This window comes from Myxosarcina sp. GI1(2024), assembly GCF_053543375.1.
Genome location: NZ_JBKGTY010000001.1, coordinates 882443 through 899989 on the forward strand (window position 1 = coordinate 882443; position 17547 = coordinate 899989).

At 42.4% G+C, this 17547-nt stretch carries 13 protein-coding genes; 2 read left to right on the plus strand and 11 right to left on the minus strand.

All coding sequences use genetic code 11. The features are described from left to right. Positions 1-59: 59 nt before the first annotated feature. The 7 genes from murQ to psaA form a co-directional block, all read right to left on the minus strand. Positions 60-983, minus strand: coding sequence for an N-acetylmuramic acid 6-phosphate etherase (gene murQ, locus ACLFKQ_RS04305; protein ID WP_448998639.1), 924 nt, complete (start codon positions 981-983; stop codon positions 60-62). Positions 984-1043: 60 nt separating this feature from the next. Next, on the minus strand, positions 1044-1430 hold the full coding sequence (locus ACLFKQ_RS04310; protein ID WP_448998640.1) for a DUF3110 domain-containing protein: 387 nt from the start codon (positions 1428-1430) through the stop codon (positions 1044-1046). A 194-nt stretch (positions 1431-1624) separates the two neighbouring features. Further along, on the minus strand, positions 1625-2089 hold the full coding sequence (locus tag ACLFKQ_RS04315) for a DUF2996 domain-containing protein (protein WP_448998641.1): 465 nt from the start codon (positions 2087-2089) through the stop codon (positions 1625-1627). A 378-nt stretch (positions 2090-2467) separates the two neighbouring features. Beyond that, positions 2468-3793 (minus strand): ISNCY family transposase, encoded by a 1326-nt coding sequence (locus tag ACLFKQ_RS04320; RefSeq protein ID WP_448998174.1) that lies wholly within the window; start codon positions 3791-3793, stop codon positions 2468-2470. 939 nt (positions 3794-4732) lie between these two features. Beyond that, entirely contained in the window at positions 4733-4993 is a 261-nt protein-coding gene (locus ACLFKQ_RS04325; protein ID WP_448998642.1) for a hypothetical protein, read from the minus strand. 254 nt (positions 4994-5247) lie between these two features. After that, on the minus strand, positions 5248-7470 hold the full coding sequence (psaB, locus tag ACLFKQ_RS04330; RefSeq protein ID WP_448998643.1) for a photosystem I core protein PsaB: 2223 nt from the start codon (positions 7468-7470) through the stop codon (positions 5248-5250). Between the two features lie 399 nt (positions 7471-7869). Continuing rightward, on the minus strand, positions 7870-10134 hold the full coding sequence (gene psaA / locus ACLFKQ_RS04335; RefSeq protein ID WP_448998644.1) for a photosystem I core protein PsaA: 2265 nt from the start codon (positions 10132-10134) through the stop codon (positions 7870-7872). Between the two features lie 397 nt (positions 10135-10531). Here psaA and ACLFKQ_RS04340 point away from each other — a divergent pair, with 397 nt between their 5' ends. After that, the gene (locus tag ACLFKQ_RS04340) at positions 10532-12040 is read left to right on the plus strand and encodes a hypothetical protein (RefSeq protein WP_448998645.1); all 1509 of its coding nucleotides are present in this window, start codon (positions 10532-10534) and stop codon (positions 12038-12040) included. A 35-nt stretch (positions 12041-12075) separates the two neighbouring features. Here ACLFKQ_RS04340 and ACLFKQ_RS04345 read toward each other — a convergent pair whose 3' ends face one another. The 3 genes from ACLFKQ_RS04345 to ACLFKQ_RS04355 all read right to left on the minus strand — a co-directional run bounded on the left by ACLFKQ_RS04345 (position 12076) and on the right by ACLFKQ_RS04355 (position 15305). Then, positions 12076-13173 (minus strand): hypothetical protein, encoded by a 1098-nt coding sequence (locus ACLFKQ_RS04345; protein ID WP_448998646.1) that lies wholly within the window; start codon positions 13171-13173, stop codon positions 12076-12078. A gap of 156 nt (positions 13174-13329) precedes the next feature. Continuing rightward, positions 13330-14313: an aldo/keto reductase gene (locus ACLFKQ_RS04350; protein WP_448998647.1), complete on the minus strand. Its 984-nt coding sequence runs from the start codon at positions 14311-14313 to the stop codon at positions 13330-13332. A 182-nt stretch (positions 14314-14495) separates the two neighbouring features. Next, positions 14496-15305: an SDR family NAD(P)-dependent oxidoreductase gene (locus ACLFKQ_RS04355; protein WP_448998648.1), complete on the minus strand. Its 810-nt coding sequence runs from the start codon at positions 15303-15305 to the stop codon at positions 14496-14498. Between the two features lie 584 nt (positions 15306-15889). Between ACLFKQ_RS04355 and ACLFKQ_RS04360 the strand changes: the two genes are divergently transcribed. Next, on the plus strand, positions 15890-16603 hold the full coding sequence (locus ACLFKQ_RS04360; RefSeq protein ID WP_448998649.1) for an ATP-dependent Zn protease: 714 nt from the start codon (positions 15890-15892) through the stop codon (positions 16601-16603). A gap of 117 nt (positions 16604-16720) precedes the next feature. Here ACLFKQ_RS04360 and ACLFKQ_RS04365 read toward each other — a convergent pair. Next, a protein-coding gene (locus tag ACLFKQ_RS04365; RefSeq protein WP_448998612.1) for an IS5 family transposase occupies positions 16721-17475 on the minus strand; the annotation gives its coding sequence in 2 pieces (ribosomal slippage) (positions 16721-17152 and positions 17155-17475; 753 coding nt in all). Positions 17476-17547: the final 72 nt, after the last annotated feature.

The window sequence follows — 17547 nt, forward strand, 5'->3', positions numbered from 1 at the left end:
AGAACTTATATTACAAGAAAGATTATTGCTAATTACTCAACGGGTGGGATAGATATTCGCTATCGACCGGTCGCCATTTGCTTTTCTAGGGCGGCTCTAAGATTGCCTTGATTTTGCTCTAGCAAATGTTCTGCCATTGCTACATCTAAATTGCTCCAGTGCATTAGTAAAGCCAATTTGACTCGTTTGTTGCTGCGCTCTAGTAACTCCTCTGCTTGTTGGCGATTTAGATCGGTAAGATCGCTAATTATTCTCAGGGCGCGATCCTGCAGTTTACTGTTAGTGACGGCAACGTCAATCATGCGATTGCCATATACTTTACCCAAGCGTACCATAACTCCCGTAGACAGAATATTTAACGCCATTTTGGTCGCCGTTCCTGCTTTAAGTCTAGTAGAACCTGCCAGAATTTCTGCCCCTACCAACAAACGAATATTAAGATCGGCAGCTATAGGTACTTGGTCGGCACTAACACAGCTAATGGCAATGGTAGCTGCGCCTCGAGTTTTTGCTGCTTGTAATGCACCATGTACGAAAGGAGTAGTTCCGCCTGCGGTAATGCCTACCACTACATCACGAGCGTCAATTTGATAGTTGGCGATCGCGCTTTGACCGTCTGCCAAGCTGTCTTCTAGAGCTTCAGAACTTTTGACTAAAGCATCGGTACCACCTGCAATAATTCCTTGGACTAATTCTGGAGGAGTACAGAAAGTTGGAGGGCATTCTGCCGCATCTAAAACCCCTATTCGTCCGCTAGTCCCCGCACCAATATAAAACAATCTACCACCTTTTTTTAGAGCGTTGGCAGTAAGCTCGATTGCTTCTGCTAGTGCAGTTCGGGCTTGAGCGATCGCTTCAATGGTATGAAGATCTTCTCGGTTGAACAAATCGACTATTTTGAGGGTGGATAGACGATCTAAATTCATGCTATGAGAATTGATTTGTTCGGTTAAAAGATGCCCTCTCGACTGTAAATCGTCCATTATATCTAATTCTCTTTAGATTGTAGTTTTAAATTCATAACTCTTTTAATAACTAACAATCTATAAAAGTCCTTCTAGTTGGCGGCGAATCCGTTCTAATTCATCTTCAGCTAGTGAAGAAGCATCTGAATTTGTCTCTTTTCTTCCTGCAGAACCTCGTTCATCCCAATCTGTTCGCTCGACGTTTTTTTCGGGAGGAACTGCTAATTTTTCGCTATCGACTATTTCCCAGTTATAGTTGCTCTGCCGACAAAATTCCTCTACTTCTTCAGAATTTATTGCTTCTACTGTAGGTGGAGGGAAATCTTGTGCTTCTAATAACCCTGCATAACGAAGCGCATCATCTTCTTGTTTAAACATCAAGATGGTGTTGCGATCGCCGATCTGAATAGTGTGAATACCTTCGTTATCTGTCCTCGCATTAAACAGTAAAATATATACGCGCATTTCTATCTACAACATTATGTACTCTTCAAGCCAATTACATCATAAGATACATAAAATAAATAGCCTTCATCAGTAGATATAAATAAATGTAAAGTTTTTCAACCTGGCATCGCCATTAAAAAATCGAGACTATCTTGTTAGTCAGAATTTAATCTCTACTTTAGGTATTTTAGGCTTCGCCACCTAGCTTACTATCAGTTTCTAGTCAACCACTTTTGAGCATTAAGACGCTGCAGCGTATACAAAACCAATAGATCTAGCGTCACTTTGCGTTCGTCAATCATAAAAGACTCAATAGTGCTAGGTTTAGAGCCACTAGTGGAGTATGAAAACGCTTTTTGTCCTTTAATATCTTCTTCAGGAAAATAAAGCTTGAACTGGCGTTGTCCATCATTCCAGCTACCAATAACCTGCCAGCATTCATCTTTAAGCTCTGCGCCCTCTAGAGAGATACTTTGCTTGGCAAAAGTCAAATCTATATCTTCTATGCCTTCATCTGCAAATGCCTTTTGAAGTGCAGGAGTAAAATATTCTTCAATAAATTCAGCAAAAGGTTTATCTTCAATGTTTTCTTTTTTAGCTTTAGCGGGTTTGGCTTTAGCTGCTGTTTTGGCTTTTGTTTCTTTTCCTGCTTCTGGTTTGTTGGTTTCTTCTGCCATGTCTCACTATCGTTTAGAGCGTGGGCTAAATACTAATCTTGTCTACTTTGGCTATTCTAACTGCCGGGATTATCTTACCATACAGGTCTGTAAAATACGATCTAGTCTAGGCTTATGGCAGCAATTCTCATTTTGAAACCTGAACGGAAGAAAATAGAGGGTAAAAGATAAAAATTGGGAACTTGTTCGCGAAACTTTTTCGCGAACAAAGTCGAAGAGTTAATTGATTGTGAGTCAAAGTAAGCTCCGGAGCAGCTATCATCCCTGAGCAAGTTCGTTTTGAGCCATGAAAAAGCCAAGTAATACTTGGAACAACCAGCTATTACTTTGTAGAGCTATAAGGGGCGCGAATTGGTTCAGGTTCAACAGTCGCGAAATTTAGCTAGAGTTAACCCCGTCAGGTGCTTTTCCCTCCCTCAGCATAAACTCGAACAAAGTCTGCCAACTCTCAAACCATAAATATCTGGTCAGTGCCCGAAGCTCGTTGAAGAAGGTTTGGCGAGTAACCAACATGGAGCGAACGGCACGATAAGTGATGTGGATTAAATCCAGAGTGGTGTGGAAGAGATAGGCTAATAAATTAAGGCAAAATAGAAGTTCTGCCTGGTGGTTTTGACCGTGACCAAAATTATGTTCGAGATGATAAACCTTAGTTTTGAGAATATTATTCCCTTCATTTTCTACCTTCCAGCGTGCACGAGCAGCAGTGACAATCTCGGACACATTCTGGGCATGAATTTCATGGCAAGTAGCAAAGGCATTGTAGTATAGAGTTTTCTGGTTGCTGGTATCTGTTACCGTCACCTCACACCAGTTTACGTCCAGGGCTGGTTGGGTGGCTCTGAGGGGAATTTTATTCACAAAACGATAGTGATCAGACAAACGCTTTCGTCCATGGAACTCAATCTCGGTCAGAGTTTGCACTTCACCGACTCGTTCGAGGTAATCCACCCAGTCATAAACTTCTGGATGGGAGCTTCGCTTACAGACGAAGATAAAATGATAGCCATGGTTCAAAGCCTTTTCACAGATGGGTTGGTTACAGTAGAGGTCATCCCCAAGTAAAGTTACAGGCGGGTCTTGTGGCTCACAGGCATGGGCAGCAATCCAACGCTTGGCAGCAGCGTTTTCACAATCTTGTTTGTCGTGACCATCTTGGGGAGTGATGAATTCAGGTTCTAAACTGATGACCTGTGGTCGTCCTGGAGCCACTAATACTGGTGTTACAGCAGCGTGAAAATAGGTGGTGCTGCCGTTTTTATGTGTCTGATGGCAACAGTGACAGCAGTGAATCTTCTTGGACGAGAAATATTCAGTGCCATCGAGAGTCAGTAAAAATTCTCCACCAAAGCACTGATAGGGCTTGAGATTTCCCGTTTTTGACAAACCGTCATAGACGGAGCGAAAGACCCCAAACACCGTTGAAGCTGGCACCGGGTCGAGCAGGGTACGAATCTGATTATCACAGGGGATGCGCTCGATCCCAAACAGACTAGCCGCATTATCTCTCCCTTTCTGGGTTTTCATCAAGCGTTGATGGTCTAAAAATGACCTCGATTGCATGAAAAAGACCGAAAAAGCACTTTTTATCGCTTCTTCAACCCTATATTTGGTGTTATTGCCCTGTTTTCTTTCATCGGGCAGCTCATCTAACTCGTCGGTTAGCATCGATAATAATTCAGGCATCCCTATTGCTAAACCCATGTTGCCACTCCAGCGAAGGTTAATGCCTTTTACTTTAAGCTAATTGCCCCTTCTTGTTTTAGTTCTCTATGTTGAATAGAGAACTAATTCCCAATTCTTCTGCTTGTAACGATTCTGGACTGGGTTTCAATGTCATGAAATCTTAAAATGAGAATTGCTGAGGCTTATGGTCGAGGGATCGCGAATTAGAACTCGCTTTACTCATCAATTCAATAATTAATTATGGCATTTGTTAGACCATTTTACACTGAATTAAGTTACGGCGAACGATTTCTATTATTTAGTTAAGAAATCCAAATCTATTTACCCAAACTAGTTTAAATTAAATTCTATTTCTATTTAAATAATTATTGTCTAATCCACTTTGGATATAGTTATCGCTATTTTTTTAGTAAGTTACACTCGATTTTGATAAAAGCCACCCCATTAATTCTTTATAAAAAAAATAAGAATCCCAAAAGACGTAACTATAAATCGATAAGAGTACAATCGTTATTGCCAAACTGACTTTAGTTAGTTTGATGGCACTGGCATAGGCTAACCAATAGATCGTAAAAGGAGTCGTCCAGTAAAAGAAAACTCCGAAGCCCAACGATTTTACTATTCCTTTAGTAAAGTAACTGGGAATATAGCCAGCAAGTTTTAATAAAACACAACAGGCTAACATTCCAATAATGAATTGAACCAAGTTATTTTTTAGAAGTAAAAATAAATTTTCTCTATAAGTTCTAGATTTTTTCATCTTTTAAACGCAACTTTCTTTATGTCTCAACGACAAAAAAGCCTTAGAATAATTACTCAATTTATCAGTAATTATATCTAGATGTTTAGCTCTATTACTTAAAGAGTTCGCAAAGTTTCTGCGTAAATTTCGCTAAAAAACAGACTGAATTTAGTTATTCAGTCTGCCTATTGAAAAAACATACAACCCGAAAATGTCTATAGTTTAGATTGGGATTCTACTACCTGAGTACAATCAGGACAAGAACAGCCAAGATGAGGAAACTGTGTAGTTTGTCGTGCCGAAGCTAACTGTAGTTCGGGACTGACTGAATTCAAGCTGATTGGTAATCGCAAAGTAGTGACATTCTCTGTAGAAAGATCGCTGGTTGGGGGAGCGGCTATCGATAAATTAGTGACTAGCAACGCGACGATTAAGCTTGTAGCAGTAGTTAGTAAATTAATTAAATATTTAAACATTTATGTTCTCAATTTAGCTATTGAATAGTTAACAATATGGTCAAGTGCCGTTTTCCTCTTCATCCCCTTGGGGCGCAAAGTAATTTGTGGCTCCAAAAAACAATTGCGACAATTATAGCGCAACGACAAGATACGAATAACTTCAAAAGACTTTGAGAAGCGATCGCATCACGAGCAAAACATGAAAAATCCCCTACCTTGCGGTAAGGGATTGACATTATTTAACTATGTAAATAACGCTTTAACTCCAATGGTTAGCCAAATTTACCGGCTACCGAGGCAATTAGGAAGGCAGCATAGGTAAGCACGTAACCAACTGTAAAGTGAGCTAGACCGACTACGCGACCTTGGACGATGGACATAGCAACGGGCTTATCTTTCCAGCGAACTAAGTTTGCTAGAGGAGTACGCTCGTGCGCCCAAACTAGAGTTTCGATCAACTCTTGCCAGTATCCACGCCAAGAGATGAGGAACATGAAACCAGTTGCCCAAACTAGGTGTCCGAAGAGGAACATCCAAGCCCAGACTGACAGATTGTTTACACCATAAGGATTGTATCCGTTGATTAGCTGCGCTGAATTAGCCCAGAGATAATCGCGGAACCAACCCATGAGGTAAGTAGAATTTTCATTGAACGTAGCCACGTTACCCTGCCAGATACCAAGATGTTTCCAATGCCAGTAGAAAGTCAACCAACCCAGGAGGTTGAGCATCCAGAATGTAGCGAGGTAAAAAGAGTCCCAAGCAGAGATGTCGCAAGTACCGCCACGTCCGGGACCATCACAAGGGAAAGCAAAACCAAAGTCTTTCTTGTCAGGCATTAACTTAGAACCGCGAGCGTCTAAAGCACCTTTAACCAAGATCAAAACAGTGGTATGCAAGCCCAAAGCGATCGCATGGTGAACCAAGAAATCCCCGGGTCCAATGGTTAGAAACAGCGAGTTGGTACCGCTATTAATGGCATCTAGCCAGCCAGGCAGCCAAGTATTGCCATAGTTCGGCCAAGCCGTATAAGCTATACTGTCAGGATTAGAAAGTAAGGTATCAAAACCATATAAGACCTTACCATGAGCAGACTGAATCCACTGAGCGAATACAGGCTCGATCAAGATTTGCTTTTCTGGAGTACCGAAGGCGACTACCACGTCGTTGTGTACGTACAAACCCAAGGTGTGAAAACCGAGGAAGAGAGAAACCCAACTGAGGTGGGAAATAATCGCTTCTTTGTGGTCTAACGCTCTTGCCAAGACGTTATTTTTATTAGCTTCAGGATCGTAATCCCTAACTAGGAAGATTGCGCCATGGGCAAACGCACCAACCATAATAAACCCAGCAATATATTGGTGGTGGGTATATAAGGCTGCTTGAGTCGTGTAGTCTCTAGCAATAAAGGCGTAGGGCGGCAACGAGTACATATGCTGCGCGACCAACGAAGTAATGGTACCCAAACTAGCCAGTGCCAGAGCTAACTGGAAATGTAAGGAGTTATTGATCGTGTCATAAAGACCTTTGTGTCCCGCACCCAAGTCTCCAGGCGTACCTTCGGGAGGACGATGGGTATTGAGAATCTCTTTAATGCTGTGACCGATACCAAAGTTAGTGCGGTACATATGACCGGCAATAATAAAGATTACCGCGATCGCCAAATGGTGATGGGCCATATCAGTCAGCCACAGAGACTCGGTTTGAGGATGGAAACCACCTAAAAAGGTCAAAATTGCCGTTCCTGCGCCTTGAGAAGTACCAAATACGTGACTGGCAGTATCGGGATTCTGAGCATAAACGCCCCACTTAAGGCTGAAAAATGGTCCTAAGCCTGCTGGATGGGGAGGAGTCGACAAAAAGTTATCCCAACCAACATGCTGTCCGCGAGATTCGGGGATAGCTACGTGAACCAGGTGACCTGCCCAAGCTAGAGAACTAACCCCAAATAAACCAGCTAGGTGGTGATTGAGGCGAGATTCGGCGTTTTTGAACCAGGCTAAGCTGGGACGAAACTTGGGTTGTAAATGAAGCCAACCAGCGAACAAGAATATCGAAGAAAGGATTAGTAAGAAAATCGCTCCTTGATATAAATCTTGGTTGGTAGTCATCCCAATGGTGTAAAACCAATGGTAAACACCAGAGTAAGCAATATTTACTGGATACGAAGCACCTGCTTGAGTGAAAGCATCAACTGCCGCTTCACCAAATTGAGGATCCCAAATCGCATGGGCGATGGGACGAATGTTTAAAGGATCTGTAATCCACTGTTCGAAGTTGCCTTGCCAAGCAACGTGAAACAGAGTTCCGGACGTCCACAAGAAAATAATTGCAATATGACCGAAGTGAGAAGCAAAAATCTTTTGATATAGATTTTCTTCGGTCATACCGTCGTGAAGCTCAAAGTCATGAGCTGTGGCAATTCCGTACCAGAGACGACGGGTAGTCGGGTCTTGTGCGAGATCCTGGCTAAATTTCGGGAATTTAGTTGCCATAGGTATGAGTGGAATTCTCCTGAATTATGAAAAATGAGACTGATGCTGCTAACTGCTCATTTTCGGTTATTGACGACCTTAAAAATATAGGTCGTAAGTTTTGTTGTCAAACGCTAGGCATTCAAGCTATTAAAATCTTTTACTATTACCTTTACCGCATTATAGCTATTGAATCAGACTATTCGCGATCGAGTACTAGTAAACATGTTTGGCGAGATAGCCTTGGCTATAGCCAACTACAGCCATCCCGCACCGATCAATTGACCGAAGGTAAGAGGAGGGCGCGTCATCTGAGATTTCCTCAGATGTTTATGCCGCCCGTCAGGCTCCGGGTTGCGTTTGCGGAGCAAGTCCAAAGACTCGCTTGTTTCCGCAGTAATCTCTGACTCGAAAGAGTCTTTAGAATGAAAGAGTTCTAGCTAGGAAGAATGCCCAGGTGGTTACAATGCCACCTAACAGGTAGTGAGCGACGCCGACCGCACGACCTTGAACGATACTCAAAGCGCGTGGTTGAATAGCTGGAGCTACTCTTAGTTTATTATGCGCCCACACGATTGATTCGATTAATTCTTGCCAATAGCCGCGACCGCTAAAGAGGAACATTAAGCTAAAGGCAAACACAAAGTGTCCTGCCAAGAACATAATGCCATAGGCAGACAGAGCTGTACCGTAAGAATTAATTACCTGAGAAGCTTGCGCCCACAAGAAATCGCGTAACCAACCGTTGATCGTGATAGCACTTTGGGCAAAGTTACCGTAAGTAATATGGGATACGCTACCGTCTGGTGCGACCGTTCCCCATACATCGGACTGCATCTTCCAGCTGAAGTGGAAAATTACTATGGATATAGAATTATACATCCAGAACAGACCGAGGAAAACGTGATCCCAGCCAGATACCTGACAAGTACCACCGCGACCCGGACCATCGCAAGGGAAGCGGAAGCCGAGATTCATTTTATCGGGAATTAGACGGGAGCTACGGGCGAAGAGTACGCCTTTGAGCAGAATCAACACGGTTACGTGAATGGTAAAGGCATGAATATGATGTACCATGAAGTCTGCCGTTCCCAGAGCAATAGGCATCATGGCAACTTTACCACCAACTGCAATCACATCGCCGCCAAAAGCATAACTAGCTGGTTCTAACGCACTAGGAGCGGTGTTACCAGGAGCTAGAGTATGTAGGTTTTGTACCCACTGAGCGAAGATAGGCTGTAGTTGAATTGCAGTATCCGAGAACATATCTTGAGGACGACCCAAGGCTCTCATGGTGTCATTGTGAATGTACAAACCAAAGCTATGGAAGCCTAGGAAAATACATACCCAATTGAGGTGAGAAATAATCGCATCGCGAACGCGGATCACGCGATCGAGTACGTTGTTAACGTTTTTCGCGGGGTCGTAGTCGCGCACCATAAAGATGGCGCCGTGGGCTCCCGCACCGACAATCAAAAATCCGCCGATCCACATATGATGGGTGAATAGGGATATTTGAGTGGCATAATCAGTCGCCATATAGGGATAAGGAGGCATGGCGTACATATGTTGCGCCACGATTATAGTTAGAGAACCGAGCAAAGCTAGGTTAATCGCTAGCTGAGCATGCCAAGAAGTAGTTAGAACTTCATATAGTCCCTGGTGACCGTTACCACCAAATAGTAAGGGATCGCCTTTATGATTGTTTAAAATTTCCTTGATGCTATGACCGATACCCCAATTGGTGCGGTACATATGACCGGCAATGATAAAGAGTACGGCAATTGCTAAGTGGTGGTGTGCCGTATCAGACAGCCACAAGCCTCCCGTAACTGGATTCAAGCCACCTTTAAAGGTTAAGAAATCAGAATATACTCCCCAATTCAAAGTGAAAAAGGGTCTGATTCCTTCGGCAAAACTAGGATATAGTTCCGCCATTTTGCTGCTATCTAGAATAAATTCATGAGGCAGAGGAATGTCGCTGGGTGCAACTCCCGCATCTAAGAGCTTATTGATTGGCAAAGATACGTGAATTTGGTGTCCAGCCCATCCTAAAGAGCCCAAACCCAACAAACCAGCTAGGTGGTGATTGAGCATTGACTCGACATTCTGAAACCATTCGAGTTTTGGGGCTCTTTTGTGGTAGTGAAACCAACCGGCAAAAATCATCAAGCCTGCCATAACTAAACCGCCAATTGCAGTGCAGTATAGTTGGAAGCTGTCAGTAAAACCGGAAGCTCTCCAGAGATAGAAGAAGCCAGAGGTAATTTGAATGCCGTGAAAGCCACCGCCGACATCGGCATTGAGAATATCTTGACCGACAATCGGCCAGACTACCTGCGCACTAGGTCTGATTTTGGTCGGATCGCTCAGCCAAGCTTCGTAGTTAGAAAAGCGAGCTCCATGAAAATACATGCCGCTCAACCAGACGAAAACTACAGCTAAATGACCGAAATGCGCGCTAAAGATTTTGCGAGATATATCTTCGAGGTCACTGGTATGACTGTCAAAATCGTGTGCATCTGCATGAAGGTTCCAAATCCAGGTGGTAGTTTTGGGACCTCTTGCAAGAGTGCGGTCAAAATGACCTGGTTTTCCCCACCTTTCAAATGAAGTGGGAACTGGATCGACATCAACCGTTACCTTGACTTTTTCCTCTCCTTGTTGTTGAGGACTAATTGTCATGAGGATTCTCCTCTTAGGGCAATAGACTTTAGGTTTTTCCTATTTTGATAATAGGTTTTCTTTTTATGAGAAACAAGCGATAGACGATCGCTGTTTTTAAATAACTTAGCTAAATGCAACCTGCATACTTGATGTTAGTTAAGCTACAGGCATTAACTATAGATGATAAGACTGATATCTTGACAAAACTGATGATGCTTAATAAAAGTTTATAACCAGCTGGTTATTGATTTACTTGGCTTTGCGCCCAAACCATCTTTATTTTAAAATCAATATAAAATAAATTTTCTTAACAAAAATAAACAAACAAAACTCGTACGTATAATTTGGCATCTTAATGTAGTTTATTTATTAGAAACTAAACCATAAATTAGGCTTTAAATATAGAGTAATTTCAATGAAAACCATTAAATTATATTTGTTATTAATTTGTTTGGGCTGGAGTCTAATTGGTTGTGGAAAATTAAAAATTGAAAATTTGACTGGGAAAGACCAGATCGAGTCTTCTCCAACTACGCCAATTGTCAATCCAGTAGCTTTTAGTAATCCTGCAGGGAAGCTCTCGGAAGTCGCTCCTCCTGAAACTATTCAAAAATTAGCCCAGATTAGCGATCACTTGCCTAAAGTTGAATTTCTCGCTCCTCAAAGTGATCGCATTTTGCCAGATGCTAATGTTGAGGTCAAATTAAGAGTAAGAGATTTAGCCTTATTTCGCGATGAAAACTTGGGTTTGGGACCTCATCTAAACTTGATTTTAGATAATCGGCCAGCACGGCAAATCTACAATTTAGAAGAACCGATAATTTTAGAAAATTTAGCTCCAGGAACCCATACTTTAAGAGCATTTGCCGTCCAGCCTTGGAACGAGAGTTATAAAAATCAAGAGGCTTTTGCTCGGACTACCTTCCATATTTTGACTAAAACCGATAACAATAATCCCGATCCCAACCGACCTTTACTAACTTACAATAGTCCTGAAGGTAAGTATGGTGCCGAACCAATTCTACTTGATTTTTATCTAACTAACGCTCCCCTGCACGTTATCGCCAGAGAAAATTCCGACGACGAGATCGAAGATTGGCGAATCCGAGTAACTATCAACGGAGAAAGTTTTATTTTAGAAGAGTGGCAACCGATATATCTCAAAGGATTCGAAGCAGGAAACAATTGGGTACAAATCGAACTACTCGACGAATTGGGAAATAATTTAGAAAATGCTTTTAACAACACCGTTAAATTGGTAACTTACGAGCCTCAATTCCAAGACAACCTAGCCAAGTTGGTAACGGGGAAAATATCGGTAGCAGCAGCTCGTCCTATCGTCGCTCCCAATACCAAGTTTGAAACTCAGCCAGTAGCAATACCAAAGACAGTCGAACCCGAAGTTAGAGAGAATGAAACCGCAATCGAGGAAGCAGAACCGGCGATCGCGCCTGAAGCATCGCAACCAGTTGAAGCTGAAGAACTAAAAGCATCTCAAGCAACCGAAGTTACCCCAACTAGTCAAACTTCAGAGGAAATAGAATCAATTGAAATTGAACCAGAAGCTAGCAATGTTGAAATAATTGAAATCAAAGAAAATTTAGAGGCTGAAAAACCCCAAGCTGAAATCGAACGAGTCGATCGGGCAAAGGAAACTTCAAAGGCAGAAACAGATTCTAACCTCACTTCGATCGAAATAATTGAAATTGAAGAGGATTTAGAGACTGAGAAACCACAAGCCAAAATTAAATTACCAGCTACTAACTCGATAGAAATTGTTGAAACTGACCGGACGATCGAGTTATCAGAATCAGAAACAGCTTCAGAACCTAAATTAAAAATGCCACATTGGTTCAAAAACCTGTGGCGTAATTTGCGTCAGAAAATCGCAGGAATCACTCAAAGATTAGCTAATCGAGACTGAACTTTAGAAAGTAGGTAACTAATTTTGGTTGCTTCTCAAGCATTGGTTACTTCTTGCCAACGTCCGAAGAGTAGAAACTCAAAAGTTTTACTTATAGAAGCTTCTTGACACTCTCGCTTTGCCATGAGGTAAATAAATCCCAAACATCCGAAAACTAAAGCTAAGCAGGTAAAGAATGTCACAGGAGCGAGGAGATGGTAATACATAACGCAAAAGAAGACTCCCATTCGCATTGCTATATCCCAGAGACTACTAAAACACCAAATTCGATCTTTTCCTTGTACGAGTAGGGTTCCCGAACGAGAAAGCATCAATAAGTTGCCTCCTACACAGAGAAACTGAGTAGTCAGAGAAAGGGCACTCAAGCTGTCGGGATGAATAATGCTATTAATCAGTTGAGCTAAAGGTCCAAACATGAATAAAAGGTTTGCAGTCCAACCCGCTAATCCCTGCCAACCACGTCTCAACCAAGCATCTAGCCATTCACTACTATTGAGTACTTGCCGTCGCCAACTATTTTTCTCGGCAAAAAATTCGGGAAAGGTTTCTGCCTGCTGACGAATGAAAGTTAGAACCAAAAAACTGGCAAGTAGAGCGATACCAATCCCACCAGGCCATTGGGGTAGTTTGGGAAACAGAGCATCGTGTAATTGTAAAACGGCAAAGGCAGGTAGCAAAGCGATTCCCATTATCCGCATACAGAGACGACCAATTAACCAGATGTGCTCAGACCAAAGTGGCTGTTTGTTAAGGAAGAAGTTGGAGTAATTGAAAACCGACCCTACTATCAGTATCGCTACGAAAGGTATAAAGAAAAATACCGGAACCAAACCTGCACTAAAAAGCTGAATCAAGACAATTCCTGAAGTTATCATGCCAACAGCCTGTACTGCCGTTCCCCAAAACTCTAGCCTTTCTGCTAAAAAGTTCATCAATAATAGATTTCCTAGCATTCCCGAAGCATAACCCATCGCAGGAATTACCGTCAAAGCAGCGATCGCTTCAGGATCGCCGCTAACAATCAGTTCGTGATTGCGGAGAACCTGAGGAAATTGCAAGGGCAAAAAAACTAAAATTGATAAACTTACCAGAAGTTGATTCCAACGATTCCAACTATTAAGTTGAGAAAGCATTTATGGCGGTTAAAACGATCTGCAGTTTAAGATAGCCTCGAGCGGTCGTTTGTCTCTAGAAAAAAGTAGCGGCTTGAATTAAAATAGCATTCCCCAACCTTAGAACAAATGCGTTTTAATTGGCATTAGTGTTCGGACAATTTAAAGTCTGTCATTTTATTTAGTTTGAAAGATATTTTGTACCATTGGACTATTAGCTTTAGCCGCAGCGCGGTCTAGTTCTGCTACTTCCCCTGCATCCAATAACCAATCTTTAGCAGCGATATTTTCTCGGGCTTGTCGGACATTTTTGGCTCCGGGAATGGGAATCGTGCCTTTGGCAATACACCAGTTAATTGCCACTTGAGACATGGTTTTCTGACGGGATTTGGCGATCGCCTGTAAACAGGATAACAGCGATCGCGCCTGGGGAACTAATCTTCTAAATAATAAACCTCTCAGTCCTTTAGGATAAGAATTTTTATCTGTATATTTACCCGTTAAAATTCCCAGACACAGGGGACTATAGGCAATCAGTTTAATCCCCAACTCGTCGCAGACTTCTTTAACTCCCAACTCGGTAACGGGATAAGTAGAAAGCAACGAATATTGTACTTGTAAAGAAGTAATGGGCACGCCGCGCTCGCTAAACTTTTGATAAACTTGTCTCAATCTTTTGGGACCGTAGTTGGATAAACCCACGCCTTTAACTAATCCTTGCTCGTAGAGCTTGGCAAGTCCATCTAAAAACCACCATTCTTGCCAGGGAAAATAGTTGGCGGTAGACCAGTGCATTTGTACCAGATCGATATTTCTTCCCATACGTTGAGCCGAAGCCTCAGCCGCTACCACTGCCGATCCGGGAGTCAATCTCCAGGGATAGAGAGCGAGTTTGGTTGCCAAACAAATCTTATCTCGATTGGTACCTTGATATTGACGGGCAAACTGACCCAAAAGCATTTCACTTCTGCCACTGAGCCTACCCGTACCATAAGAATCACCAGTATCGAATAAATTTACCCCATTGCTCACGCAACAATCGAAAACCTCTTGTAACTGCTCGTCCATACTTTCATCGTAATTCCACAGCAGCCGATTGCCCCAAGCCCAAGTACCACAACCCATTACTGGTAGAGAGATCTGTTTTAAGTTATCGTTCATAGTCACGAGTAGAGAATCGGCAAAAAGGGACGAAAGTCGAGCGAGCAATTATTAGCTTTAAACTTTAAATCCATGTTTAGTTGAAGAGTGTAGCTCGATCGCGAGAGTCTTTCATTCTTAACTAAAAAGCTTATAGCTTACAGCTTTTTTCGAGCGAGCTTATGGCTTAAAAGTATTGAAACTTATCCCAAGTTTGTAGCTACTTGTAAAATGGTTTTGCTCAAACTGGGGAACAAACGGTGGAAGAAGGCAGGAAATTTAGCGGAACCGACAACTATCGAACCATGAGAATGCTTGACTGCTTTCCAAATTACTTCGGCAACATCTTCTGACTGACTGGCAAGGGGACTGTCAATAAATTTTTCCATATCCTGACGGCGTTGTTTTTCACGTTGGGGATCTTTGTCTTTAAACACGGCTCTTGATAAGAAATCAGTTTTAGTGACGCTGGGATGTACCCCGCTGACATGAATGCCTAATGGTTCTAGTTCTATTCGCATCGTTTCGGTTAAACCAACGATCGCGTGTTTGGTAGTGCAGTAAGCCGTCATGTTCGGCATAGGTACTTTACCACCAAATGAACCGACATTAATAATGCTTCCCTGTTTTCTGGCTAGCATCTGAGGCAAGATGGCTTTAATTGTATAGATATAACCCCAAAGATTGGTATTAATAATTTTTTCCCAATCCTCAATAGTAGTTTGCGCCATACTCGCGCTCATACATATTCCAGCATTGTTAACCAAAACGTCGATCTTGCCAAAGCGATCGCTTCCTCGAGCCACCAGAGTTTCTACCGCAGCGCGATCGCTGGTATCGGTGGGAATGGCGAGTACTTCACTGCCTATATTTTCGATTTCTCTAGCAACTGCATCGAGTTCGCTAGCAGTACGGGCGGCAATAATTGTATTGTATCCACGACGGGCAAATAATAGTGCGGTGGCTTTACCAATACCTTGGGACGCACCTGTAATCAAAACTGTAGAAGACATAGTTTGAAAATTAAAAATAGATTAATATCATTGCATTAGATAGATAATTTAATTTTGACGTATAAATGTACCAATAGTTTATCTTCTATCACCTATCCATTATCATTTTTTACCTGCTTTCCAGGTTTCACCGTAGCAATAATGGGGATTGTCTTGACTTACTTGTTCCTAGCACTGAGAACAAACACTAGTAGCCAGTTGCCTTCTTCTCGATACTGAATGGGATAGCGAATCTCGCTTAAAGTTCGACCAACGGTCACAAGGTTTAGATTTTACACGAGACATAGAATAAACCGCGTCTACTTTGAAACCAGTAGTTTTTTTGTTTTTCTATTTTTAGGTCATCGGTACACCTCAGTTGAACGGCGGTGCCTGCGATGACCGCATTCCGCGGTTCAAGGGCAAGAGGCAAAGGGAAAAGGCATTTGACTAAAACCCAGTTCTCTATATGGACGCGGTTTAAGATGTCGTTCTTGAAAGAGTATACGGCGATCGCTTTTTTGGAAAATTCCTGGTTTTAGCTACAATCTAGATAATTAATTTAATTTACACTTCTTAATAAAATTCAATAGCTCAGAGATAAAATGCCACAAACTGCTCTAAATTTAGTCGCGATCGGGATTTTTACGATGACTATGTCTAGCTTATTGAGTCCTTTATTCAATATATCTCCCTTCGTCCCCGCTGGTGCTACGTTGGGAATTTTGGGTTTGGCGACAGTAGACACTTTAACTTGGAATAGTCGGGGAATTAACTTATTGCTAGATTTATTTGCTACTAAACAACAACGGCAACGAATTATCGAACATGAAGCAGGACATTTTTTAGCCGCCTATTTTTTGGGAATTCCCATTACTGGCTATACCTTAACGGCTTGGGAGGTAATCAAACAAGGACGAGTCGGCAGTGGAGGTGTTGACTTCGACACAGAAGCTCTGACAGTAGAACCATTCGATCTCCAACAGATGCGCTTGACTCTAGACCGCTGTTGTACGGTATGGATGGCGGGAATTGCTGCAGAAAAAATGATTTACGGTAACGCCACGGGCGGTGCTGAGGATCGTCGACAGTTAAAGAAGGCATTAATACTAGCAGGTTTACCAGAAAAAGTTTATCCCCAAAAAGAACGTTGGGCAAAGTTACAAGCAACGAGTTTGTTAAAAAGACACCAACAATCATACCAAGCTCTGGTAAAGGCAATGACAGCTAGAGCTTCTGTAGAAGAATGTTGTTTGGCAATTCAAAAGTATTGTCCTGCTGATAGCGAACAACTAAGCACTCATGCAAAAGAAATATAAGTGCCACTTTTAACCACAATCGATTAGTATTGACTCAAGTAAGAGCAAAATAATCGCTCGCCGCAGAATAAACATTGCAAGATAGCTAATAATTTCTACTAGGTTCTGTTGACACAATTAACGCAACCAAATTAAAGCCGAAGCAAATTCGGCAAATCCCAAATAACATTCGTCAGTTTTGTCAAAACGGCTGAAAACGCGACGATAGTATTTAAGTTTGTTAAAAAAGCACTCAACTAGATGTCGCTCCTTGTACAGATGTGAATCGTAATCTCTAGGGTTGAGGCGACCAGAACGAGGCGGAATCACGCCTTGAGCACCAGTTTCCTCAATCAAGACCACAAAAGCATCACAATCATAGCCTTTATCGGCAATTACCTGTTGAGCTCGATAACCAGCCACCAATGCCTCTCCTTGACTGATATCGGCGGTTTGCCCTGGAGTCAGAAGCAACCGCAGCGGATTGCCCAACGCATCTACCACAGCATGTAACTTGGTACTAAATCCGCCACAAGAACCTCCTAAAGAGTGTTTTTCTGACCCCCTTTTGCTCCTGCTGCACAGGGATGAGCACGAATCATGGTGCTATCGGGAATTAAACTTTCTAAGTCAGCAGAGTGGGACATTTCTTGCAAGAGACGATGCCAAACTCCCTTCTGACACCAACGCCGATATCGTTTGTAGAGGCTGTTCCAGTTGCCAAAACGTTTGGGTAATTCACGCCATTGAGCACCTGTGCGAGTAATCCAGAGAACCGCATTCAGAAAACGACGACAAGCTTTGGGGTCTTTGATACGGATGTCTTGTTGGTGGCTCAGAACAACGAAAATTTGCTGCCAAGCAGAATCGTCCAACTTAACACGAGATTTCATGAAGAATTTTTTGACTAAAATCAGCAACTTCAGGTACTTTCTCATCTTTGCCTCTTTACGTCAACAGAACCT